We start from the raw sequence: 25,768 nt of genomic DNA on the forward strand, positions 1-25,768 counted from the left end.
TAGCTTTGAATAAATACGTACGTAAAAGTTTAAAAATTTTACTTTGGACAGTCGGTAGCATCATTATTTTGGTGGTAGCGCTAGCATTGTCGTTAAATATCCCTGCGGTACAAAATTTTGTAAAGGGAAAAGCCATTAACTATCTAAAAAACAAGACTAAAACTGAGGTAAGTTTAGAAAGCATTAAAATTGCTTTGCCTAAGGATGTTGTTTTAAATAAGTTTTATATTGAAGATAGAAAGGGCGATACTTTACTTTATGCTGAAAAATTAGCGGTTGATATTAGTTTATTTAAGTTGCTAAAAAACACGGTTGAGATTAATGATATTGAGCTAAAAAACATACGTGCCAATGTTAAAAGGATTAATCCTGATACTACTTTTAACTTTTCTTTTTTAGTGGATGCTTTTATGAGCGAACAAAAAAAACCTGAAGAAAAAGTAAATAAGGATACCACTTCCACCCTCAAATTCTCTATTGATAAGGTTTCATTTGAAGATATTGGCATCACTTATAGAGATGATGTTGCCGGAAATGATGTAAAACTTCACCTCGGAGAATTTAAAACCAGAATAAAAGATTTCGACCTTGCCAACCAGCATTATGTTATTAAACAGCTGAGTTTAAAAAACACCAATTTAAGTTATCTACAACAAAAACCTTTAACGCAATTGGTGCAACATATAACCAATAGTGTTGATAGTAGTAAAAAAGAACAGGGTAAACTACCATTAATTGAAGTTCAGGATTTTATCTTCAGTAATGTTAAAGTTAATTACAACGATCAACTTTCTACAACAAAGGCAGTTGCTGATATAAACGAATTGGGTTTAGTTAACTTAAAAGTTGATTTAACTAATAGCAAGTACAATGTTGATGATGCAAAACTGAATAAATCCAATATTCTTTTTGCATTTAAACCTGCGCCAAGCAACGATTTGAAGAAAGTTAAAGATACCGTTGTGGTAGAAAAATCGCCATTGGCTTTATTAATCAAAAACATTACCCTGGCTGATAATAATATCCAGTTTGATAATTTAGGTGCTAAACCTGCTGCCAAAGGAATGGATTTTAACCATTTAAAAATTAATGACTTAAATTTAGGTGCAAGTGATATTAGTTATAGTGCCGCAGGCATAAAAGCTAATGTAAAAAGTGGAGCCTTAAAAGAGAAAAGTGGTTTTATTTTGAGTGATTTAAAAGGCCTTGCAGTTTATAATGATAAACAAATTAAACTGAATGATTTTGTTTTAAAAACACCAAATACAACAATTGAAAACGCGACTGAATTGAACTTTACATCTATGGATGATTTAACTAAACATCCTGAAAAAGTAAAGCTTAGTCTGAATTTTAAAAATACTACAATTGGCTTAAAGGATGCTGGTTTCTTTAGCGATGCAATTCCGGCTAATTACCGCAATGAAAAAATTAAGGTAAACGCGGATGTTTATGGTTACCTAAATAACCTGAGTATCCCTAAATTACAAATTAGCGGTTTAAAAAGCACTCAAATAGATATTAGCGGAACGGCAAAGGGCTTACCCGATATTAAGAAAACCATTTTAGATTTAAATATTAAAAAACTTTATTTAACCAAGAGTGATATTTTGGTTGTAGTACCTAAAAAATCGTTGCCATCAAACTTGGATTTACCAAATATTATTAATGCTAGAGGTAATTTTAAAGGCTCAATGACTGATTTTAAAACCAACCTAAATGTGCAAACAGATATGGGAGGGGCTATTTTAGTTGCGCAAATGAATGGGCCGAAGGGAAAGGAAAGTTATAAAGCTAATGTAGATTTGAATAATTTTAATGTTGGCAAACTTTTAAAAATGCAACCTAAATTAGGTCGTATTTCGGTAAAGGCTGATGTGACAGGAAAAGGACTTGATCCGAAAAAAATTGATGCAAAATTTAATGCCAAGGTTTTAAGTGCTTACTACAATAAATATACATACCGTAATTTAAGCTTAGCCGGAAATTACAGCAACCAGAATATTAATATTAAAAGCAGCATGCCTGATAGCAATGCTAACTTTACCTTGGATGCAAAAGTTAATATGGGTGGTAAGTATCCTGCGGTTAAAGCAAATTTAAATTTAAAAGAAGTTAACCTTAAAGCGCTAAACTTTACACCTGGTGTTTTAAGTGCTGCAGGCTTGGTTAAGGTAGATTTAGCTACCGCTGATGCCGATTACCTGAATGGAACAGTTGATATTACAGGCTTACAGGTGGTTAAAGATCAACAAAGAATTAATGTAGATACTATTTTAGTTAAAGCTAAAACAACGGCTACAGAAAGTGAATTAAGCTTAAAATCTGAAATTTTATCAGCAAAAGTTGATGGTAAATATCAACTTACCAAACTTGGAAGTGCTGTTATAAACCAAATTAATAAATATTATGCTTTTGGTGAGGTAACGAAAATTCCAGATCAGCGTTTCCGTTTTTTTGTTCAGGTTTACGATTCTAAGTTGCTAAAAAGTTTTGTACCTCAACTTACAGTATTTAAGCCTTCGCAATTTTATGGTTTAATTGATACGCAGAAGGATAGTTTATTGGTAAGAGGAAATTTTCCTGGTGTAGTTTACGGCGATTATAAAGTAGATAGCACCCGTTTAAACATCAACAACAATAGCAATAAAATTGATTACGCCTTAACGGTTAAAAGCTTGCAAAGCCCATCTATACAGCTTTACAATACGGAAATAAGTGGCGATGCAGCCAACAATAATCTTGGTGTTAACATATTTCTTCGTGATAGTAAGCTTAAAAACAAATATACCATTGGTGGTAATTTCCAATCCATTAATAAAGATTTCCGTTTTAGTTTAGATCCTCAAAAACTTTTATTGGATTATCAGAAATGGGTTGTAGCTCCAGAAAACTACATTCAGTTTGGTCAATCCGGAATCTTGGTTAATCAGTTTGAAATTAGTAATAGCGGTCAGTCGTTATCTGTTAACAGCAATCCAACACAGCCAAATGCGCCTTTAAATGTCGCTTTTAAAGATTTCCAGTTAGAAACTCTTACTAAATTTGCTGAAACCGACACTACGCTTGTTGGTGGCCGCTTAAATGGAACTGCTAATGTTAAAGATTTAGCTAGCAACCCAAAGTTTGAAGCCAACTTAACCATAGATCAACTTCGTTACCAAAAAGATCAATTGGGAACTTTAAGGGTTGCCGTAAACAATAATACTTCAAATGCTTTTGAAGTTAATGTGGCTCTAAGCGGTGTGCACGAATTAAGGGCTAATGGTTTTTACTATACCGCCCCAGAAGGTGCGCTTGATTTAACGGTTAATATTGATAAAATAGAACTAAAAAATATTGAAAGTTTATCGCAAGGCCAATTAAAAAATGGTACAGGAACAATTACAGGTCAGCTGAGTGTTAAAGGAGCTTTAACGGCGCCAAAGGTATTGGGCGATTTAACCTTTAATAATGCGGGTATAAATGTGGCTTATGTTAATTCTTACTTCCGTATGCCGAATGAAAAAATTTCTTTTACTAATGAGGGAATCAGTTTCAACAACTTTACTTTAATCGATTCATTAAATCAAAAAGCGACAATTAATGGTAAGATTTATACAACGGATTTTAGAAATTATAGATTCGGATTGGACATTAAAACCAATAGATTTAGGGCTTTAAATTCGACAGCCGCTGATAATGAAATGATTTATGGAACGGTTTTCCTAACCAGTAACATTAAAGTTAGAGGAGATTTAAACCAACCAGATGTAAACATGACCATTAATGTAGAAAAGGGAACGAAATTTTTCTTCGCTTTGCCTGCAGATGATCCTTCTATTATTAACCAAGAGGGTATTGTTCAGTTTATTGACGCAGATGCACCTCCATTTAACGGGCAAAAAGCTTTAAAAGTGGATAGCATTAGTAAATCTCCAATTAAAGGATTAAACTTGGTTGCAGCAATTACTATTGATCCTGAAGCAGAATTAAATGTTGTGGTTGATCCTGTTAACGGAGATGCATTAAAAGTTAAAGGTGATGCAAACTTAAATGCTACGATAGATCCTAGTGGAAAAATTAGCTTAACCGGTCGTTATGAAATTGTAGATGGTTCTTACAATTTAACCGTAGCGGTTGTAAAAAAAGATTTTAAATTGGTTAAAGGTAGTACCATCATTTGGACTGGCGAGCCTACTGCTGCAAATGTAAATTTAACAGCCTTGTATGAGGTTAATGCTGCTCCAATTGATTTAATTAATGAACCCGATAACTATCAGGCAAAAACCAAATTGCCTTTTCAGGTGTACCTGATGATGAAGGGCGAATTGCTGAAACCAATTATTTCATTTAAACTGGATTTGCCTGAAAATGAAAGAAATGCTTTGGGCGGCATTGTTTACACCAAATTGATTAACGTAAATCGCGATGAAAGCGAGTTGAATAAACAGGTTTTCGCTCTGCTTGCCTTAAACAGATTTATAGCAAGCAATCCTTTCCAAAGTTTAGCAGGTGGCGGTGGCGGCTTATCTACATTGGCACGCTCCAGTGTAAGTCAACTTTTAACAGAGCAATTAAATAATTTAGCTTCTGATTTAATTCAAGGCGTTGATATTAATTTCGGTGTAAATTCATCGGAAGATTATTCTACAGGTTCATTACAACAGAAAACTGATTTGGAAGTGGGCTTATCTAAAAAATTATTAAACGATAGGTTAACAGTAACCGTTGGAAGTTCTTTCGGATTGGAAGGACCACAGGCACCCGGACAAAACGCAACCAATATTGCAGGTAATGTAAACGTAGAATATGCACTTTCTTCAGATGGAAGATACCGCTTACGTGCATATAGACGAAATCAAAATGAAGGAATTATTGAGGGGCAAATTATAGAAACCGGCCTTGGATTTACTTTGGTTGTAGATTACAATAAATTCAGAGAAATTTTTCAGAAAAAGAGAATAAGAAGAAACCGTAACATTGAACAGAAAACGCAAAATGAAACAACTAACTAAACCTTCCCTATTTATACTGGCTTGTTTAGTTTGGGCTGGGTGTAGTAGTACAAAATCGTTAAAACCTGGTCAGGCTTTATATACCGGGGCTGAGGTAAAAATTAACCCTGATTCTTCAGTGAGAATCAACGATCAAAAGCAGGTTAAAAAAGATCTTGAAAGCAAAACAAGACCGCGACCAAATGCATCATTTCTGGGCATTAAATATAAATTAGCGATATATAATTTAGCAGGTGAACCTACAAAACCAAAAGGCTTTAAAAGCTGGCTAAGGAGAAAAGGCGAGCCGCCAGTTTTAATGAGCGATGTTAAGTTGAGATACAACAACGATGTTTTAAAGAGTTATTTAACCAGCAAGGGCTACCTCCAATCGGTGGTAACTGGAGATACAGTTATTAAAGATAAAAAAGGTAAAGCCATTTATACTGCAAATACTGGGGCGAGGTATAAAATCAATAAAATTACTTTCCCGAAGGATACTGGCAATATGACTAAAATTATTAATGCCAATAAGGATAAAACGCTTTTAAAAATTGGAAATTATTATGATTTGGAAACTTATAAAAATGAACGTATCCGGATTGATAATGACTTAAAAGAAAATGGATATTTCTATTTCAGTCCTGATTATTTGATTTTGCAGGTTGATAGCACAATAGGTAAGGATTTGGTTAATATAACGCTTAAAGTAAAAGATATTGCTCCCGATGCTGGTTTAAAGCCATATACCATTAAAGATATTAACATTTTCCCTAATTACTCATTAAGAAGAGACAGCGTATTGCGTAGATTAAAACCTTTAGAATATAAGGATTTTGAAATTTATGATAATAAAAACACCTTCAAGCCGCGTTTATTTGATCGTTTAGTTTTCTTTCAAAAAGGCGAATTATACAATAGAAAAGACCATAATCAATCTTTAAATAGGATGGTTAATATTGGAGCCTTTCAGGATGTTAGAGCAGAATTTTTACCAGTGGATAGCTTTAAAAATAATCAGCTGCAACTTAATATTTATCTAACTCCATTAAAGAAAAACTCTTTATCATTTTCGGTAACAGGAACCAGCAAATCCAACAACTTTGTAGGTTCTGAGGTTAAGGTTACGCAAACCACCAGAAACTTATTTCGCGGTGCAGAACAACTGGATGTAAGTGTAAGTGGTGGTTTTGAAACGCAGGTAAAAGGAACCTCACAAGGAAAAAATTCTTATTCATTTACGGCTGAAGGAAAATTAACCTTCCCGAGGTTTATTGTTCCATTTTACAAACCAAACAGCACTAATGCCTTTATTCCAAAAACAATTGCTTCTTTATCATATCAAAGACTTAGTCGTGGTTCTGAATACAATTTAAGTGCTTTCAAAGGTGAATTCGGATACAATTTTAAAGAGAATTTATACAAGGAACATACTTTTAATCCAATATCTGTAAACTTTGTAAAACCTGGTTTTCCATCTAAAGATATAGAAGAAAGTCTTTATGCTGCAAACCCACTTTTAAGAAACACACTCGAAAAACAGTTTATTATTGGTAGTAATTACAACTTTACTTATACCAACCAAATGGAGGATAAACGCCGCAACAATACCTATTTTAATGGTAGCATAGAAACTGGCGGTAATGTTTGGGGCTTATTTGTGCCAAAAGATGAGGAAGGCCAACGGTCGATTTTTAATGTACCATTAACTCAATTTGTAAGATTAGAGGCTGATTTAAGAGATTATTATAAAATAAATAGAAATTTAATTTGGGCAAACCGCTTAAACCTAGGTTATGGTTATGCATACGGCAACAGCTCATCATTACCGTTTGTTAGGCAGTTTTTTGCAGGCGGAAGTAACGACATTAGGGCCTTTCCGGCGAGAACTTTAGGGCCAGGAACTTATAAAGTACCAGACAATGCAACATTTGCCGATCAAGGTGGAGATATAAAACTGATGCTAAATTCAGAATTGAGATTTAAGCTGGTAAGCATTTTATATGGTGCTGTATTTGCTGATGCAGGTAATATCTGGTTAAGAAAAGAAGATATAGGGGTTCCTGGAACAAATAATTTAGGCAGACCAGGTTCTGGTTTCAAATTAAAAAATGCACTAAGCGAACTCGCTGTAGGTACTGGTGCAGGACTTCGTGTTGATGCAACAATTTTTGTAATTAGATTGGATGTTGCATTCCCAATTAGAAAACCATATTTACCTGAAGGGCAACGTTGGGTAATTGATCAGGTTTCTTTTGGAGATAAGGGTTGGCGTAAAGAGAACTTAATTTATAACATCGGTATTGGATATCCATTTTAAGCGAATAAAAAATGAGCACCTCACATTATGCTGAATTTTATTTTAACATGATGGTAATTTACATTAAAGGAAAATAATTACACCTTTTATATCCTAAAGTGATAATTACATTAAATGCTTAACCAAACAAAATTAGAATGAAATTAATACTTAAAATAAAACATTTCTTTATTGCACTTTATCATTTATTTGTTGCAGCAGGAAAAGGTTTTATAGAAGATAGAGTAACCAAGTTAAGTGCTGCACTTGCTTATTACACCATATTTTCGCTTACACCATTAATAATTATTGTACTGGCGGCGGCAACGCTTTTCTTTGGTGATAAAATGCAAACCAAGGATAAGTTTTTTGTTGAGGTTACAGAAATGGTTGGCGATAAAGCTGCCGCACAAATACAGGGTTTCGTAGAGCATGCAAACAAATCAGGTCAATCTACAATTGGTTTAATTATTGGTATTGCAACATTAGTGGTTGGTGCTACGGCTATTTTTATAGAAATTCAAGACAGTATAAATCTGATTTGGAAAGTAAAGGCTGTACCTAAAAAAGGTTGGTTAAAAATGCTCTCCAACCGCCTGCTATCTTTTTCATTGGTCGTATCTATGGGTTTCCTCCTTTTGGTATCCCTTGTTGTTAATAGTGTGGTAGTTGGCTTGGGTTCAAAACTCGCTTCCCTCCTATCAGAAAGCAAAATAGATGATGTAATTCCTGTGGCAAATGATACAATGGCGCTACTGATTTATATTTTGAATAACGTAATAACTATTGCTGCCGTTACATCTGTTTTTGCTATTATTTTCAAGGTATTACCTGATGTAAACATAAAATGGAAATCTGCCATTATTGGTGCTTTATTTACAGCTCTCCTATTTAGTTTAGGTAAATACGTAATAGGCATTTATATAGAAAAGGGCAACCCAGGGTCAGCTTTTGGAGCAGCAAGCTCCATTATTGTAATCTTACTTTGGATTTATTATACTTCAATTATTTTATATTTTGGTGCCGAATTTACACAGGCTTATGCCGAAAAATATGATGGCGGAATAACACCAAGCAAGTATGCTGTACATACCCAAATTACAGTTATTGAGAAAAAAGTTGATGTATTGCCACCGCAGCATCCGGAAGAAACTAAGATAGATGAATCAAAATAGAAATATAAAGACAAAAAGAAAGGTATGAATTGGTTAATTCATACCTTTCTTTTTTTATATTCCCTTAGCAATATTGATTTAGTTTCCAGCTCTACTAGCCCTATCAATACTAAACACTAAATTCTTTTCATCAATTTCTTTTAATGGGATTTCCTTCTCCTCTTTACCTAACCCTCTCGAAAAATAAACTTTTTGTTGGTCCGTTTTTCCTAAACCTTCATCAAATAAAACAATACCAAATAAAGTAGAATCTGTTTTAGAAGATGCAGAAATACTTAATGTACCAATTGCATATTTACTATTATTTTTAACGTATATTATTCCATTTTTATAGGTGTAACTTATTCCCTGTACTGTTTGCAAAAAGGTTTTATTCTTGCTGGTAACCGGTGCATAAGTTTGGGCTTTGCCTGCAATGCCTGCTATTAAAAAAATAAACAAAAAGAAAATCTTCGTCATTATTTTATGCTTGTTAATTTACTTACTTTAAAAATTGAATCATTTTAGAAAGGAGTTCTTGCTCTAAAAACGGTTTCAATACAAGATCGTTCATACCAGATGCAATGTACTTTTTACGATCTTCTTGCATTACATTGGCTGTAACACCTAAAATTGGAACGGCTTGTTTCTTGGCATCGCCACAGTTTCTAATTTTGTGGGTAAGCTCAATACCACCCATTTCTGGCATTTGTATATCTGTTAATATAATATCGTAAATATTCTCATTAAATAGCTCAAGTGCTTCTTTTCCGTTATAGGCGGCATCAAACACAACATGATATTTTTTAAGAATAGTACTTGCCAATAAAATATTCAGCATATTATCATCTGCTAATAACACACGTTTGCCAACCAGTAAATTAGTCTCAGAATCCAATTGAGGATCAATAAGCTCAAGATTTTTTGGTTTCTCAGTAATTTTATAAGGCAACTCAAAAGAAAATGTAGAACCCTTACCTTCTTCACTATTTACTTCTATAGTACCACCTTGCAGCTCCACAATCTTTTTACAAATAGCCAAACCTAAGCCAGTTCCTTGTTGTTTCTCTTTTGTTGATGAATAATAAACCTGCGCAAACTCATCAAAAATTATTTTCTGATCCGTAGGATTTATACCCAAACCGGTATCTGCAATGCTGATTTTTAATAATGCTGATTGATCCTGGTTCTTAATTAAATTTGCCGTTAATGTAACGTTGCCTTTATTTGTAAACTTTATTCCGTTACTCAAAAGGTTCATTACCACTTGTTTTAAACGAAGCGGATCTCCAAGGATAAATAAGTCTTCTTCAATAGGCATGTTAATTTCGAAACCAATCTTCTTCTTCATCGCCTGAATTTTCATGCTATCGAAAACATCTTGTATAGCTACTTTAGGTGAAAAAGGAACATTTTCTAAAGTAACCTTACCCGTTTCATATTTAGAAAAATCTAAAATATCATTAACTACATCTAAAAGCATTACCGAAGAATTTCTTATTGCTCCAACTTGCTCTCTTTGTTGCGGTTCTAAATTTACTTGACTCAGCTGCTCTGAAAAACCAACGATAGAATTTAAAGGCGTCCGGATTTCGTGACTCATATTAGCTAAAAAGCGGCTTTTAGATAATGCATAAAGTGAGGCTTTATTGCTATAATCAATCAGCGCCTTTTCATTTCTATAGAAATTATAAATCATATAAAAAACGAAGAGTAACAAGCCTACGGCAAAAGCCAATAAAATCATTGTAAAGTGGTCGAGATTCTCAACCGTATCAAACGCGGATGTATTAATAAGATGTTGTACAGATGAGTAATAATCTTTTTCTTTAAGCTTATATTGTTTTAATCCATCAACAATATTGGTAATCAATAAATGGTTAAGATCTAAAAGCGCTCGCTCCTTATCCTTTAGTTTTTTATTAGTGCTGTAAAGCCTCAAATAGTAATCATTAATGGCTTTAAGCTGTAATTTATTGTAAGCTAAACTTACCGAAGAGGTATCAACTGATACTGTTGTTTTAACGATTGTAGATTTCGAACTATCTGTACCTTTGGTTCCTTTATTAAGAATGGCAGCCTTTAATCTTCCAAAAAACTTTTTCCTTGGTTGCGCAACTATACCAGGTTTTAACGTATCTATTTTTACAATACTTTTAAACTGCTTTGCTGTAAAAAGCTTATTATTAGGTTTTAATTCACTTACTTTATTTTCTGCATTAACAGAAAAGTTAATTAAACTATCAGATAATCTTTTTAAGTTAATAAACTGGGCTGTTCGTTCTCTCTTTTGCTTAATTAGATTATCAAAAGACTCTGAAGCCAATAAACCTTCATTTTGATTTTCCTTCTCAATGGTATCCATCAACGAAGAAACCTCCTTAATTTCACTGGTAAATAAATCATAATAGATTTTTTCACCATTAACAACATACATTCTAAAGCTATTCTCAGCATTATAAAGCTTAAAAATACAGCTATCCAACTTTGTAAAATCCTTTTGAACCTGTACAATTTTATTAACAGATTTTAATAGTGGAATTTTAGAAAAATTGACAAACAACCCAATCGTAATTCCAAAAATCGCGAGGATCAAGCATACGAGGATTAGATATTTTGCAGTGGAGCTTCTTCTAGGTTTCAATGCGTTAATTTTAAAGCGTATTATTTTTATGGATTAAGCCACGTCTTCAATTATTTTGGGTTCTTCCTGCACTTCATCCTTTTCTATTCTCAAGTTTCTGATGATATGCTGTTGCCTATCGGGTGTATTTTTACCCATGTAATATTCTAAAAGTTTTTTAATCGTTTGATCTTTTAATATCACAGGATCTAGTCTAATATCTTTTCCGATAAACAAACCAAATTCATCTGGAGAAATTTCACCAAGCCCTTTAAATCTAGTGATTTCCGGCTTATTCCCCAACTTTTCAATTGCATTTCTACGTTCTTCATCACTGTAACAGTAAATGGTTTCCTTTTTATTACGAACACGGAACAAAGGGGTTTGCAAAATGTAAACGTGTCCGGCTTTAACTAAATCAGGAAAAAACTGAAGGAAAAATGTCATCATTAACAAACGAATGTGCATACCATCTACATCGGCATCTGTTGCAATTACAATATTGTTGTAATGAAGACCTTCTAAACCATCTTCAATGTTTAAAGCGTGTTGTAAAAGGTTAAATTCTTCATTTTCATAAACCACCTTTTTCGTCAGTTCATAACAATTTAAAGGTTTCCCTTTTAAACTAAATACAGCTTGACAGTCTACATCTCTAGATTTGGTAATTGATCCAGAAGCAGAATCTCCCTCGGTAATAAAAAGTGTAGTTTCATAACGCTTTTCATGCGTAGTATTAAAATGAACCTTACAATCACGAAGCTTTTTATTGTGCAGTGATGCTTTTTTGGCTCTATCGTTAGCCAGTTTTTTTATGCCGGCAATGTCTTTACGTTCCCTTTCAGATTGGATAATTCTTTTCAATAAAGCATCCGCAACATCTGTATGTTTATGCAAGTAATCATCAAGTTCCTTTTTAACAAAATCGTTAATAAAAGTTGCAACCGAAGGTCCTTCTGGTCCCATGTTTTGAGAACCCAGTTTAGTTTTGGTTTGAGATTCGAATACAGGCTCTTGCACACGTACAGAAATTGCCGCAATAATTGATGAACGCACATCGGCAGCATCAAATTCTTTTTTGAAAAATTCACGTACCGTTTTAACCACAGCTGCCCTAAAAGCCGCCTGGTGTGTTCCACCCTGTGTAGTATGCTGTCCGTTTACAAAAGAATGGTAATCTTCGCCATATTGCTGACCATGAGTCATTGCAATTTCAATATCATTACCAATCATATGAATAATTGGATAACGAATTTCTTCGGGCTTATTAAATTTAGAAAGTAAATCGTATAGACCTCTTTCTGAAAAATACTTTTGATTGTTGAAATTTACCGTTAATCCTGTATTTAAAAAAACGTAGTTCCAAACCATACTTTCCACAAAATCAGGAATGTAATGGTAGTTTCTAAAAATGCTTTCATCAGGATAAAACGTAATGGCGGTACCATTGCGTTGAGTGGTATCTATAATAGGTTGTTCGTTTACAATTTCTCCTTTTGAAAATTCTACCTTTTTAGTTTTACCATCACGATAAGATTGAACTGTAAAACTGGTAGAAAGTGCATTTACGGCTTTCGTACCTACCCCATTTAAACCTACAGATTTTTGAAAGGCATTACTATCGTATTTACCGCCAGTATTTATTTTACTTACGCAATCAATAACTTTCCCCAAAGGGATTCCACGACCGTAATCACGAATATTTACCTTTTGTTCTGAAACAGTAATTTCGATAGTTTTACCTGTACCCATTACAAACTCATCAATAGAGTTATCTACAATTTCTTTTAACAAAACGTAAATACCATCGTCCTGTGCTGATCCATCGCCCAGTTTACCAATGTACATACCGGGCCTAAGCCTAATATGCTCTTTCCAGTCCAGAGATCGGATACTATCGTCGTTATATACTACTTCTGCCATAAATATTTTATTTACCATCAAGCTAAAGAAGCTCTTTCATTTTAATCATAAAACTCCAGTTCCGAGGGATGTCGGATCGGAATAAACTTTAACATGATGTGATTTAGGGATAATTTTCTTTTCAGATTTGCAAAATTTTACACTTTACATTTCTAATCAGCTAAAATTATTATACAAATTTAACTTAATCTACGTTGCTATCAACTATAAAATTTCAACAAATACACATTTAGCTGTATCTTGAGAAACTTCAAGGATTAATCTAACTTAATGCAACAAAAAAAACAACTTTCGCTATTCGATCTTTCCATGATTGTGGTGAGTCTCGTTATTGGTATGGGTATTTTTAGAACGCCAGTAAACGTGGCTGCAAAGGCTCAAATTCCTGAGCTTTTTTATTTAGCTTGGGTTATTGGCGGGTTTGTAGCCTTTTGTGGTGCATTAACTTATGCAGAAATTGGTTCTCGCTACCCTGTAACGGGTGGTTATTATAAAATTTTCTCCGTTGGCTACCATCCATCTATTGCTTTTGCTATTAATTGTATTGCTATTATATCCAGTGCAGCATCCGTTGCGGCAATTTCAATTATTGGTGCAGAATATTTAAGTAAAATTATTTTACCTGCCCAATTGCAAACTGATGTTTACCGGGTAGCCATTGCTATAACAACTATTGTAGTTTTTTATTTAATTAATCTTTTAGGTTTAAAAGCTAGTTCCAAAACGCAAAATGTACTTACCATAATTAAAATTGTAATGGTGCTTACATTAATTTGTGCAATATTTTTCGTTAGTCAGCAACAAAGCATTACACCAATATTTAAAACTTTAAATGGTAGCTCACCAAGTTGGTCAGATTATGGAAAAGCTTTAGGTTTATGTTTAATTGCGGTTTCTTTTTCATTTGCGGGTTATGCACAAACTATAAATTTTGGAGGCGAGGTAAAGGAACCAAAACGAGTAATTCCGCGATCCATTATTATAGGCTTAACCATTATAGTGATCCTCTATTTGGCTTTAAATTATGTATATGTTCAAGTAATTGGTTTCGAAGAATTAAAATCTGCAGAAAGTATTGCCGCAATATTGGCCTCAAAGATTTTTGGACCTGCTGGTTTTACCTTATTTTCCATTATCATTTTCTTTTCGGTAATGGGTTATGTAAATGTTAATCTATTAAGCAATCCAAGGGCTATGTATGCCATGGGCGAAGAAGGTGCTTTACCCAAAGTATTCAGTAAAATGAATAAAAAAACAGAAGTAATCACTGTAAGTCTAACCATTTTTACTGCCGCAGCGATAGCTATTATCTTTTACGCCAAAACATTTGATAAAATTTTAAACTATACTATCTTTTTAGAAAGCATCAGCATGGCGAGTTCGGCAGCTACCATATTTATTTTACGTAAAAAAACTGCTCATCTTGATAAAAAAACAATCTATACCGTTCCATTATATCCTATATTGCCTATAATTTTTATTGCAGCCTATACTTTTGTAGCTTTTAGTATTTATGCAGATGATCCAAATGCAGCATTAAATGGTTTATATATTTTTATAGGGTTGGTTGTGATTTATTTTGCAACGCGATTATTTAACAAAAAGAATTAGCGAAGATAATGGGCAAAACGCTCTCCTTTAAACAAGAAATAGCTTACGCAGCCGGAATGATGGGCTGGAGCATCATGACGAATATTATTATCGTTATGTTGCCTTATTTTTATTTACCACCAAGCAATGCGGGTTTACCACCTTTGGTACCCCAGCTTGTTTTATTGGGCGCATTTAATATTCTTTCTATCATCGCAGCTTCCGGCAGATTAGTTGATGCCGTTTTCGACCCTTTTATTGCCTCTAAAAGTGATGCCAGCACCAATAAAAACGGTCGCCGAATGCCTTTTATGAAATGGGCAATTTTACCCGCTATGATTTTCTGCAGCTTGGTTTTTTACCCGATTGAAAAGGCCGAAAGCCTGCATAATGCCTGGTGGCTTACGTTTACGCTTTGTTTCTTTTTTATTTCAGTTACTACTTATATTATCCCATACAACGCACTTTTAGCAGAAGTTACACATACGCCACAGCAAAAGGTTAAACTATCAAGCTACCAGCAAATTGGTTTTGTATTGGGCATTATTTTATCTGCTTGCACCAATAATTTTGCAGATTTGGTTCAGCATAATTTTAACGTTGCCAATAGAAGTGAAGCCATACAATATGCCATTTGGGGTTTATGCATTTTATCAGGTATTGTAATGCTGATTCCAATTATATTTATCAATGAAAAGGATTTTTCAGTTGCAAAACCAACCCATATTCCGCTTTGGCCAGCCATAAAAAACACATTTAAAAATAGTAATTTTAAATATTACTTAATTTCTGATTTTGCCTTTTACACAGCATTAAGCATCATTTCCAGCGGGTTATTATTCTTCTGTACCGTGTTATTAGGTTTACCAGAATCTGAAGGCGGTAAATTTATGGGCGCCATGGTTTTAGCTTCCCTACTCTTTTATCCATTGGTTAATTTTGGATCAGCAAAAATTGGTAAAAAGCCTTTTGTATTAATTGCTTTTGGAGTGTTGTGCCTAATCTTTGTAACTATATTTTTCTTAGGAAAATTACCTTTCGGCGCATATACTCAAATATACATTTTGGTAATTTCAGCATCTTTTCCTCTTGCTGCCTTAGGAATTTTACCAACTGCAATTCTTGCTGATATTGCTCAAAGAGATACACTGGAAAGTGGCGAAAACCACGAAGGTATGTTCTTTGCCGTAAAATATCTTTTTGTAAAATTAGGACAAACACTCGGCATTGCCGTTTTTGCCATGCTCACAATTTATGGTAAAGACCCAGGTAACGACTTTGGACTAAGATTAAATGGTATTGTAGGTTTTGCTCTTTGCTTGGTTGCGCTGTTATTTTTTAGCAGATTTAAGGAGGATCGTTAGCATTTTTGAATTAAACCTTAACAATAAAACTAAATAACAAGGCTAACTAGGGGTTTAAAAAGCATCATTACTCATTTTATATATTCCTCATACATTTTTAGTATCTTTGCCGCTGAAGCAGAATTTCTTTATCATTTAAAGCAATCCGCAAGTTAGTCCTTCAACAAATGATTGTTCTAGCTTCTTCGATAAATATTACACATAAACATACATGTTATTCAAAGAATTAAACCTCATTGAGCCAATTTTAAAGGCCCTTGAGACCGAAGGTTATACACAACCTACACCTATACAGGAGCAATCCATCCCTACAATATTAAAAGGAAAAGATTTACTTGGTTGCGCACAAACCGGAACTGGTAAAACGGCTGCCTTTGCCATTCCAATGTTGCAGTTATTGCACGAAAAACACATTAACACCAAAGCATCAAAAAATATAAAAGCTTTGGTTTTAACGCCTACACGTGAGCTTGCCATTCAAATTGAAGAAAGCTTTAAAGCTTACGGTCGCAACTTAAACTTACGCCATTTGGTAATTTTTGGTGGTGTAAACCAGCATTCGCAAGTAGAAGCACTTAGAAAAGGTGTTGATATTTTAGTGGCAACGCCTGGCCGTTTATTAGATTTAATGAACCAAGGATTTATTAGCTTAAATACCATTGAGCTTTTTGTTTTGGATGAAGCAGATAGAATGTTGGATATGGGCTTTATTCACGATGTGAAAAAAGTAGTAGCAAAACTTCCTGCTAAACGTCAAACTTTATTTTTCTCGGCTACAATGCCTGATGAAATTCAAAAGTTGGCAAATACAATTTTATCTAGCCCAACTAAAGTTGAAGTTACACCAATTTCATCTACAGCTGAAACCATTAATCAATCGATCTATTTTGTTGATAAACCTGATAAAAAGAAATTATTAATCCATTTATTAGGCGATAAAACCATTGAAACTGCTTTAGTTTTTACCCGTACTAAACATGGTGCAGATCGTATTGCTAAAGATTTAGGCTTTGCAGGGATTAAAGCTGCAGCTATTCACGGCAATAAATCTCAAAACGCTCGACAAAGAGCTTTAACCGAATTTAAAGAAAAAAAAATTCGTGTTTTAGTCGCTACGGATATTGCTGCACGTGGTATTGATATTGACCAATTATCTCACGTTTTCAATTACGAATTGCCAAATATTCCCGAATCTTATGTACACAGAATTGGCCGTACTGGTCGTGCTGGTGCAAATGGAGTTGCAATTTCATTTTGTGATGCTGAAGAAAATGAGTATTTATTGGATATTCAAAAGCTGATTAAAATAACCCTTCCTATCGTTGAAGATCATCCTTACCCATTAAGTTGGCAAAATATGATGGCTAAAAACCAGGTGAAGCGTAAACCGCAAGCCCAATCTAAAGGTGGTGGTGGTGCAAAAAGAGGCGATGGCAACATGAGCGGCAAACCACGCAATGCAAGTAATAACCGCAAATTTGGTGGTAACAGAAGAAAAAGAGACTAATTTTTAATGATTCTGATCTTGTTTCAGAATATGAATAATATAGTTTACTGACATGATTTCAGTTTAATGCTTAACCCCGGATTGATAATCAATTCGGGGTTTCTTTTTTAGGAGATTTCCTCTTTAAAATCATTCGTGTCTTATACATGTCACTTATCCAATTAGCTGAAACTTTAATTTGACAAGTAATGTTATTTAGTTACATAAACGCACTGTTTATGGCATTTTTAATTAATAACAATATGAAAACATTAGAAGGAAAAGTTGCCCTAGTTACTGGTAGTGGTTCTGGCATAGGAAAAAGCATTGCACTTTTATTTGCCCAAAATGGAGCTAAAGTTGTATTAACGGATGTAAACGAAGAGCACGGAAATAGCGTGGTTAAAGAAATTGAATCAGCTGGTGGTGAAGCCATCTTTATCAAGGCTGATAGTGGTAAAGCAGAAGATTCGGAAGCTAGTGTAAATAAGGCCGTAAAAACCTTTGGAAAGCTTGATATAGCGGTAAACAATGCTGGTATTGGGGGTGCAAGCGCACCAGTTGGTGAATATCCAATTGAATCATGGGAGAAAGTTATTCAAGTAAACTTAAATGGTGTATTTTATGGTTTACGCTATCAAATACCAGCGATCGAAAAAACTTCTAAGAAAGGTTCCATCATAAACATCGCCTCCATTTTAGGTCAGGTTGCATTTCCAAATAGTTCTGCCTATGTAGCGGCTAAGCATGGTGTGGTAGGTCTTTCGCAAAATGCAGCTGTAGAATATGCTACAAAAGGTATTCGTGTTAATGCGATTGGCCCTGGTTTTATTAAAACTCCTTTATTAGAAGCAATGGATAAAGACGCATACGCCGCTTTGGCGGCAAAACATCCGATGGGTCGTTTAGGCGAAGCGGAGGAAGTTGCAGAGTTGTGTTTGTGGCTCGCCAGCGATAAATCTTCTTTCGTAACAGGAAGTTATTATGCCATTGATGGTGGTTATCTTGCTGTTTAAAATTCCAAATCGGTGATCATAAAAAAACCGGATTACTGATTAAGTAATCCGGTTTTCTATTAATATAAATCGTTCTTAAATCACTACGTTAATAATCTTTCCTTTAACAAAAATGATTTTCTTTGGTGTTTTTCCATCTAAAAACTTTTGGAACTGCTCATTGGCTAATAAAATAGCTTCAACTTCTGGTTGAGCTAAGGTTAAACTCAAATTCAGGTTCATTTTCATTTTACCATTAACCGATACCGGATAAGCAAATTCATCTTCTACCAAATATTCTGGATTAAAGGTTGGGAAATTAGCATAAGATAAAGTTCCGGCTTCGTTGCCTAATAAAATCCAAAGTTCTTCGCAAATGTGCGGCGCATAAGGCGATAAAATAATCACCATATCTTCCAAAATCTGACGGTTTTTGCATTTCAAATCAGTTAATTCATTTACCGCAATCATAAAGCTGGATACCGATGTATTGAAAGAGAAACGCTCAATATCATCCTGCACTTTTTTAATGATTTTATGCAATGATTTCAGCTCTGCTTTGGTTGGAACGGCATCATTTACATGAAAAGCCCATTCTTCATTATGGAATAAACGCCAAAATTTACGCAAGAATTTAAATACACCTTCAATACCATTGGTATTCCACGGCTTGCTTTGCTCCAACGGACCTAAAAACATCTCGTACATCCGCAAAGTATCCGCTCCGTAACGCTCAATCAAATCATCGGGGTTAACCACATTGAATTTTGATTTAGACATTTTCTCTACCTCAACACCACAAATATATTTACCACCTTCAAGAATAAACTCTGCATTTGCATACTCCTCTCTCCAGGCTTTAAACTTATTTAAATCTAAAGTATCGTTCTCTACAATATTCACATCAACATGCAATGCCGATGTTTTATATTCTTTTCTTAAACCTGCTGAAACGTAAGTATTTGTTGGTTTTCCATCCGCATCGTTAATTCTGTAAACAAAATTACTTCTGCCTTGAATCATGCCTTGGTTAATCAGCTTTTTAAAAGGCTCTTCTTCTTTGGTGTAACCTAAATCTTTTAAAAACTTATTCCAAAAACGGCTGTACAATAAATGGCCTGTTGCATGCTCAGAACCTCCAATGTATAAATCTACTGCTTTCCAATACTCAATAGATTCCTTTGAAGCAAAATCATTGTCGTTATTAGCATCCATATAACGGTACCAATACCAGCTACTTCCTGCCCAACCTGGCATAGTACTCAATTCGTAAGTACCACCCTCATTCGGCACCCAATTTTCAGCTCTCGCCAAAGGTGGTTCGCCAGTTTCAGTTGGTAAGTACTTATCAATTTCAGGAAGCAGCAATGGCAATTCTTCTTCTTTCAATAAATAAGGTAAATCATTTTTGAAATAAACTGGAATTGGTTCACCCCAATATCTCTGGCGACCAAAAATGGCATCACGCTGGCGGAAATTAACCTTTGCTTTACCCACTCCCTTTTCTTCAAGCCAGTTGTTTAAAAATGAAACGGCTTCCTTATAAGTCATTCCATTAATAAAACCCGAATTAATATATTTTCCTTCTTTAGTAGAATCAGCTTGTTGATCGATGTCTTTTTGTGCATCTAAAATCTGTACAATCGGAAGGTTAAAATGCGTAGCAAATAACCAATCGCGTTGATCGCCACTTGGCACGCCCATTACGGCACCCGTTCCATAGCCAGCTAAAACATAATCGGCAATCCACAATTGTACACGCTCACCACTTACTGGGTTAATTACATAAGTTCCTGTAAAAGCACCAGAAACGGTTTTGGTATCAGCCATGCGATCCAATTCAGATTTCTTCTTCGTTTGGGTAATATAGTTTTCAATATCCTGCTTTTGTTCAGGTGTAGTTAATTCTGCAACCCATTCATGCTCTGGAGCCAATACTAAATAAGAAACACCAAAAATAGTATCCACACGTGTGGTAAATACTTCAACTTGTTTATCATTTCCTTCTACCTGGAATTTAACCGAGGCACCCACACTTTTGCCAATCCAGTTGCGTTGCATTTCCTTAATCGGCTCAGGCCAATCTATCGTATCCAAACCTTGCAATAAACGATCTGCATAAGCGGTAATTCTCATGCTCCACTGCATCATTTTCTTTTGCTCTACCGGATAACCACCACGCTCAGAAAAACCATCCTTTACTTCATCATTTGCTAAAACTGTTCCTAAAGCCGGACACCAGTTTACGGTGCTCTCCCTAAGGTAAGTTAAGCGGTATTTTAATAATTCTTCTTGTCTTTCTTCATCTGTAAAAGTTGCCCAATCGCTTGGCAAAAATGATTTCGTATCCTCATCACATACGGCTTTAACATCGGCAGAACCTGATGCGTTGAATTTTTCGATTAAGGTAGAAATGTCTTCAGCTTTATCTGTTTCTATATTATACCATGAATTAAACAGTTGCATAAAAATCCACTGCGTCCATTTATAATAAGATGGCTCACTGGTGCGAACTTCTCTGCTCCAATCAAAAGAAAAACCAATTTGATCTAACTGGCGACGGTAAGTTGCAATGTTTGCTTCGGTGGTAATTGCTGGGTGCTGCCCAGTTTGTATGGCATATTGCTCTGCTGGCAAACCAAAAGAATCGTATCCCATTGGGTGCAAAACGTTAAAACCTTTTAAACGTTTGTATCTCGAAAAAATATCTGATGCAATGTAACCAAGCGGGTGACCAACGTGTAATCCTGCTCCTGAAGGATAAGGAAACATATCCAACACATAATATTTAGGTTTAGTTGAATTAGTTTCGGCTTTAAACGTTTGTTTATCGGCCCAAAACTTTTGCCACTTTTGTTCTATTTCTTTGAATTGATAATCCATTGCAAATCTCTGATTTTAAAATGGCGAAATTACACAAATTAAGGGGTTTTGGAAACAGATTAATTTATAATTTTCGGGCAATGAAGTACAGATTTACACGTCATTAGCAACAACTGGCTTTTGAAAGAACAGTAAATAAGCAACAAAAAAATGCGCCACTGATATTATAACCAGTGGCGCAAGCAAATAATCGGGGAATTAAGTAGTTCTTTTATCTTGTTAAATAATATACTTTAACAACGTTTGTTTTATCAAGCTTTGCCGTAAATTGAAGCTCTTTATCTGTTAAAATATTAACAGTGCAGTATGAAACCCCTTCTTCCGGCAGATAAATATTAAAGGCGTCCATTGTTCCTGTGTAATCGCCAATGGTTTTGGTTCCACTTAAAGCCAATTCTATTACATCATCATCACTGGATTTAAAATCCAGGTAATCTGTTGATTTTCCGTAAGTAAATGTGCCATTTTTAGCAACGTCTACCCCGGTATAACCCGAAGCAACAATTTTATTAACTGTCCATTTCCCCATAATGCGGGCTTTAACAGATTCGTTGTCTTTTTTACAAGAGAAAAGGGTCGCCGTGACCAGTACCAATAGACTTAAAATGGTAATTTGTTTTTTCATGGTGGATGTTTTTTTGTTTTAGGATGTTATAATAACGCCGTTTTACCAAATTTCGTACCGATTAAAGATGAAAGTTGGTTTTTAACGGAAGATTATTCTAAAAACTAAATTTCAAATCCATTCGTTAATGTCATTTAACAACTCATTAAATTGGTGTTATAAGGTATAATTTATATTTTCGCAGAAACAAAATTTAAATACATGGAAGAATTTGAAGTAAGTGACGCATCTAAAAAAACCAAAACGGTATATATCTCTACTATTTTTAGTATTGCGTTGGTTTTATTAATGCTGGGATTACTTGGCTTAGTGCTTGTTCATGCCAAAAACTTATCTAACTATGTTAAAGAAAACATTGTTTTAAATATTATTGTGGATGAAGGTGCTAAAGAAGCTGATGTTTTAACTTTCCAGAAAGAATTAAACGCTAATCCTGCAGTAAAGCAAACTCAATATGTAAATAAAGAGTTGGCAGCAAGAAACTTAACACAAGATTTAGGCGAAGATTTTGTTAACTTTTTAGGTTATAATCCGCTTACATCAACTTTTGATGTGTATTTAAAAGCAGAATATGCAAACAATAAAAGTATTGATGCTTTAAAAGCAAGCATATCTAAAAACCCAGTAGTTAAAGAAGTGGTTTACCAAAGTTCTTTAATTGATATGGTTAATAAAAACATTAACACCATTGGCTTAATTATTTTAGCTTTTGCTGCTGTTCTTTTAGTTATCGCCATTGCATTGATTAACAACACTATACGACTAGCTATTTACTCGCAACGCTTTTTAATTAAAAGTATGCAGTTGGTTGGTGCAACGAAAAACTTTATCAGACGTCCTTTCTTATTATATGCAGCTTTACATGGTTTAATTGCAGCTTTTATTGCAATTATTATTTTGTTGGGCACGTTGATTTATGCCAGAAAAGAAGTTCCGGAAATTATAATTTTAAATAATTATCAAGAATTCGGAATTGTATTTGTCGGATTATTAATCATCGGTATATTTATAACCGGTATTAGCACATGGTTTGCTGTAAGCAGATATTTACGTTTAAAATCTTATCATTTATATAGATAATGGCAGAAAAAAAAACAAGTCCTGCAAGCCAGGACATTAAAAACGAATTAGTTTTTGGTAAAAAGAACTATCAATTATTATTAATCAGCATTGCTATTGTTGCTGTTGGTTTTATTTTAATGATGGGAACCACTGATATTTACGACTTTAGAAAAACTTTATTAGCACCTTTAGTTGTATTATTTGGTTTCGCTTTTGGAATTTACGCCATACTTAAAAAGTAATTTAACCAGATTTAATTGAAAGAAAACGCTTAAAAATTAAGCGTTTTCTTTTTGCTATAATATTTATTTTATATGACCTATTTTGAAACTGTTATCCTTGCAGTAATTGAAGGATTAACAGAATTTTTGCCTGTATCAAGCACAGGCCATATGATTATTGCATCCTCTTTTATGGGAATTGCGACAGATCCATTTGTAAAACTATTTACTATTGCCATACAACTTGGCGCAATTCTTTCGGTATTGGTTTTATATTTTAAACGTTTCTTCAAGTCTATTAACTTTTATTTAAAGCTAATCGTTGCCTTTATTCCAGCAGCTGTTTTTGGCTTGCTATTAAGTAAGAAAATAGATGAACTTTTAGAAAGTCCTTTGGCTGTAGGCATTTCTCTTTTTGTTGGTGGCATTATTTTGTTATTTGTAGATAAATGGTTTAATAAGCCCACTATTAACGAAGAAGAAAACGTAAGCTACCTTACGGCATTAAAAATTGGTTTTTTCCAATGTATTGCGATGATTCCTGGTGTTTCACGCTCTGGTGCTACAATTGTTGGCGGTATGAGTCAAAAATTAAGTAGAAAAGTTGCCGCAGAATTTTCATTTTTCCTTGCTGTTCCAACCATGTTTGCCGCAACTGCAAAAAAATTATACGATTTCTATAAAGAAGGTCATACCATTACCCATGAGCAAACCAATTTACTAATCGTTGGTAATGTAATTGCTTTTATTGTTGCCCTATTGGCTATAAAAAGCTTTATTGGCTACTTAAATAAGCATGGTTTTAGGGTTTTTGGTTGGTATAGAATTATTGTTGGTTTGGCTATAATTATTCTTTTATTAACTGGGCACAACCTGCAAATTATATAGTTTGGTATCCATTGTTGTGCTATTGATCCATTAAACAAATTGTTATTTCTTAACAAATACTAATCTGTATCTTTGCAGAAAAAAGATTTTGAGTATAGAAAATCCAAAGTTTAAAGATTTCAATTTTGCCGAGGGCGAACTTTTATTAATCAACAAGCCTTACAAGTGGACCTCTTTTGATGTGGTTGGCAAAATTCGTAATTCATTAAAACCACAAAAACTTAAGGTTGGTCATGCCGGAACATTGGATCCATTGGCAACCGGACTACTTATTATTTGCACCGGAAAATTAACCAAGCAAATTGATACTTTCCAGGCTGAAGAAAAAGAATACACCGGAACAATGATTCTGGGCGCTACCACTCCATCCTTTGATATGGAAACCGAAGTGGATGCTACTTTTGATATTAGTCAAATTACTGAAGAACAAATTTATGCCGCTACAGCACCATTTATTGGCGATATAGAACAATATCCACCTGCCCATTCTGCGGTAAAAATTAATGGTGAACGTTTGTACGTTAAGGCAAGATTAGGTGAAGAAGTAGAACTCCGTAAACGTTTTGTAAGTGTTCCTACTTTTGAAATTACCAGAATTGAGTTACCTGAAATTGATTTCAGAATTGTTTGTAGTAAAGGCACTTATATCCGCTCACTAATTTCTGATTTCGGCAAACAGCTTAATAACGGTGCGTATTTATCTAAACTAATCCGTACCCGAAGTGGAAACTTTTTGCTCTCTGATGCGTTTGAGGTTCTAGAACTCGTTAATTATATTCGTAGTAAAAAGGAAGAAGCAAAACCAGAAACACAGCATGAACCACATTAAAAATAAAAATACCCGTTACTTAAAAGAGCTTTTTCTAATTATTGCAGGGATCACTTCAGCATGTTTTGGTTTAAAAAGCTTTTTAATGCCTAGTCATTTTATTGATGGCGGTGTAACAGGAATTTCACTTTTAATTAGTACGCTTACCAAGTTTCAGCTTTCTTATTTAATTATCATTATTAATATTCCATTTGTAATTTTAGGTTACAAACAAATTGGTAAGGGTTTTGCCCTTAAAACTGCTGCTGCAATTTTAGCATTATCCATTGCACTAATTGTTTTACCATTTCAGCCCATTACACACGATAAGCTGTTAATAGCATTTTTTGGTGGTTTCTTTTTAGGTGGTGGCATCGGTTTAGCCATGCGTGGTGGTTGTGTAATTGATGGCACAGAAGTTTTAGCCCTTTACATTAGTAGAAACAGTCCACTTACTGTGGGTAATATTATCCTGATTTTAAATATCATTATTTTTGGTTTTGCCGCCATCTTTTTAAATATTGAAACTGCTCTGTATGCCATTTTAACCTACTTATCGGCTTCCAATACGATCGATTTTATTGTAAACGGATTGGAACAATATACTGGTGTAACTATTATTTCTGAAAAGAAAGATGACATTCGCGAATATATTATCCATGAAATGAAACGTGGTGTTACCATTTATAAGGGCGAAGGTGGTTATGGAGAAAAAAAAGATATAGATATTCTTTACACCGTAGTAACGAAACTTGAAATGAGCAAATTGCAAAGCATGATTAGGCATATTGATAATGATGCCTTCGTAATTCAGCAACAAATAGCAGATTTAAAAGGTGGCGTTGTAAAAAGACAAAGCTCCCTTCATTAA

The 25,768-nt window shown here is 34.3% G+C and carries 17 protein-coding genes; 12 read left to right on the forward strand and 5 right to left on the reverse strand.

Annotation, left to right across the window (positions count from 1 at the left end; genetic code table 11):
• Positions 1–5 precede the first annotated feature (5 nt).
• The 3 genes from EHC72_RS03300 (at position 6) to EHC72_RS03310 (ending at position 8,450) form a co-directional block, all read left to right on the forward strand.
• Entirely contained in the window at positions 6–4,997 is a 4,992-nt protein-coding gene (locus EHC72_RS03300) for a translocation/assembly module TamB domain-containing protein (RefSeq protein WP_131536067.1), read from the forward strand.
• Entirely contained in the window at positions 4,981–7,296 is a 2,316-nt protein-coding gene (gene tamL, locus EHC72_RS03305; RefSeq protein ID WP_131536069.1) for a translocation and assembly module lipoprotein TamL, read from the forward strand. The genes EHC72_RS03300 and tamL overlap by 17 nt, the downstream gene beginning before the upstream one ends.
• Before the next feature lie 137 nt (positions 7,297–7,433).
• Positions 7,434–8,450, forward strand: a complete 1,017-nt coding sequence (locus tag EHC72_RS03310) for a YihY/virulence factor BrkB family protein (RefSeq protein ID WP_131536071.1) — start codon at positions 7,434–7,436, stop codon at positions 8,448–8,450.
• Between the two features lie 78 nt (positions 8,451–8,528).
• On the opposite strand, the gene EHC72_RS03315 is transcribed toward EHC72_RS03310, so the two are convergent.
• From EHC72_RS03315 to EHC72_RS03325, 3 genes are all read right to left on the reverse strand, one after another.
• On the reverse strand, positions 8,529–8,909 hold the full coding sequence (locus tag EHC72_RS03315; protein WP_131536073.1) for a hypothetical protein: 381 nt from the start codon (positions 8,907–8,909) through the stop codon (positions 8,529–8,531).
• Between the two features lie 22 nt (positions 8,910–8,931).
• Positions 8,932–11,025, reverse strand: a complete 2,094-nt coding sequence (locus EHC72_RS03320) for an ATP-binding protein (protein WP_131536075.1) — start codon at positions 11,023–11,025, stop codon at positions 8,932–8,934.
• A gap of 81 nt (positions 11,026–11,106) precedes the next feature.
• On the reverse strand, positions 11,107–12,975 hold the full coding sequence (locus tag EHC72_RS03325) for a DNA topoisomerase IV subunit B (protein ID WP_131536077.1): 1,869 nt from the start codon (positions 12,973–12,975) through the stop codon (positions 11,107–11,109).
• Positions 12,976–13,245: 270 nt separating this feature from the next.
• On the opposite strand from EHC72_RS03325, the gene EHC72_RS03330 reads away from it, so the two are divergent.
• From EHC72_RS03330 to EHC72_RS03345, 4 genes are all read left to right on the forward strand, one after another.
• The gene (locus tag EHC72_RS03330) at positions 13,246–14,586 is read left to right on the forward strand and encodes an APC family permease (protein WP_131536079.1); all 1,341 of its coding nucleotides are present in this window, start codon (positions 13,246–13,248) and stop codon (positions 14,584–14,586) included.
• Positions 14,587–14,594: 8 nt separating this feature from the next.
• Positions 14,595–15,929 carry an MFS transporter gene (locus tag EHC72_RS03335; protein WP_131536081.1) on the forward strand — a complete coding sequence of 445 codons (1,335 nt, stop codon included), beginning with the start codon at positions 14,595–14,597 and terminating at the stop codon, positions 15,927–15,929.
• 211 nt (positions 15,930–16,140) lie between these two features.
• Positions 16,141–17,436: a DEAD/DEAH box helicase gene (locus EHC72_RS03340; protein ID WP_131536083.1), complete on the forward strand. Its 1,296-nt coding sequence runs from the start codon at positions 16,141–16,143 to the stop codon at positions 17,434–17,436.
• A 242-nt stretch (positions 17,437–17,678) separates the two neighbouring features.
• Entirely contained in the window at positions 17,679–18,431 is a 753-nt protein-coding gene (locus EHC72_RS03345; protein ID WP_131536085.1) for an SDR family NAD(P)-dependent oxidoreductase, read from the forward strand.
• A 75-nt stretch (positions 18,432–18,506) separates the two neighbouring features.
• On the opposite strand, the gene leuS is transcribed toward EHC72_RS03345, so the two are convergent.
• Entirely contained in the window at positions 18,507–21,293 is a 2,787-nt protein-coding gene (gene leuS, locus EHC72_RS03350) for a leucine--tRNA ligase (protein WP_131536087.1), read from the reverse strand.
• A gap of 211 nt (positions 21,294–21,504) precedes the next feature.
• Positions 21,505–21,918, reverse strand: coding sequence for a hypothetical protein (locus EHC72_RS03355; RefSeq protein ID WP_131536089.1), 414 nt, complete (start codon positions 21,916–21,918; stop codon positions 21,505–21,507).
• Between the two features lie 201 nt (positions 21,919–22,119).
• On the opposite strand from EHC72_RS03355, the gene EHC72_RS03360 reads away from it, so the two are divergent.
• The 5 genes from EHC72_RS03360 to EHC72_RS03380 all read left to right on the forward strand — a co-directional run bounded on the left by EHC72_RS03360 (position 22,120) and on the right by EHC72_RS03380 (position 25,768).
• Entirely contained in the window at positions 22,120–22,998 is an 879-nt protein-coding gene (locus tag EHC72_RS03360) for a cell division protein FtsX (protein ID WP_131536091.1), read from the forward strand.
• Complete coding sequence (locus EHC72_RS03365; RefSeq protein ID WP_131536093.1) at positions 22,998–23,222, forward strand: DUF3098 domain-containing protein; 225 nt, start codon at positions 22,998–23,000, stop codon at positions 23,220–23,222. The genes EHC72_RS03360 and EHC72_RS03365 overlap by 1 nt, the downstream gene beginning before the upstream one ends.
• A gap of 72 nt (positions 23,223–23,294) precedes the next feature.
• Positions 23,295–24,089 carry an undecaprenyl-diphosphate phosphatase gene (locus EHC72_RS03370; protein WP_131536094.1) on the forward strand — a complete coding sequence of 265 codons (795 nt, stop codon included), beginning with the start codon at positions 23,295–23,297 and terminating at the stop codon, positions 24,087–24,089.
• An 88-nt stretch (positions 24,090–24,177) separates the two neighbouring features.
• Positions 24,178–24,918 carry a tRNA pseudouridine(55) synthase TruB gene (gene truB, locus EHC72_RS03375; protein ID WP_131536096.1) on the forward strand — a complete coding sequence of 247 codons (741 nt, stop codon included), beginning with the start codon at positions 24,178–24,180 and terminating at the stop codon, positions 24,916–24,918.
• A complete protein-coding gene (locus EHC72_RS03380; protein WP_131536098.1) occupies positions 24,905–25,768 on the forward strand; it encodes a YitT family protein in 864 nt (287 codons plus the stop codon). Before truB ends, EHC72_RS03380 begins: the two co-directional genes overlap by 14 nt.

Origin of the sequence: Pedobacter nototheniae, assembly GCF_004335085.1 — a bacterium.
Taxonomy (GTDB): Bacteria; Bacteroidota; Bacteroidia; order Sphingobacteriales; family Sphingobacteriaceae; genus Pedobacter; species Pedobacter nototheniae.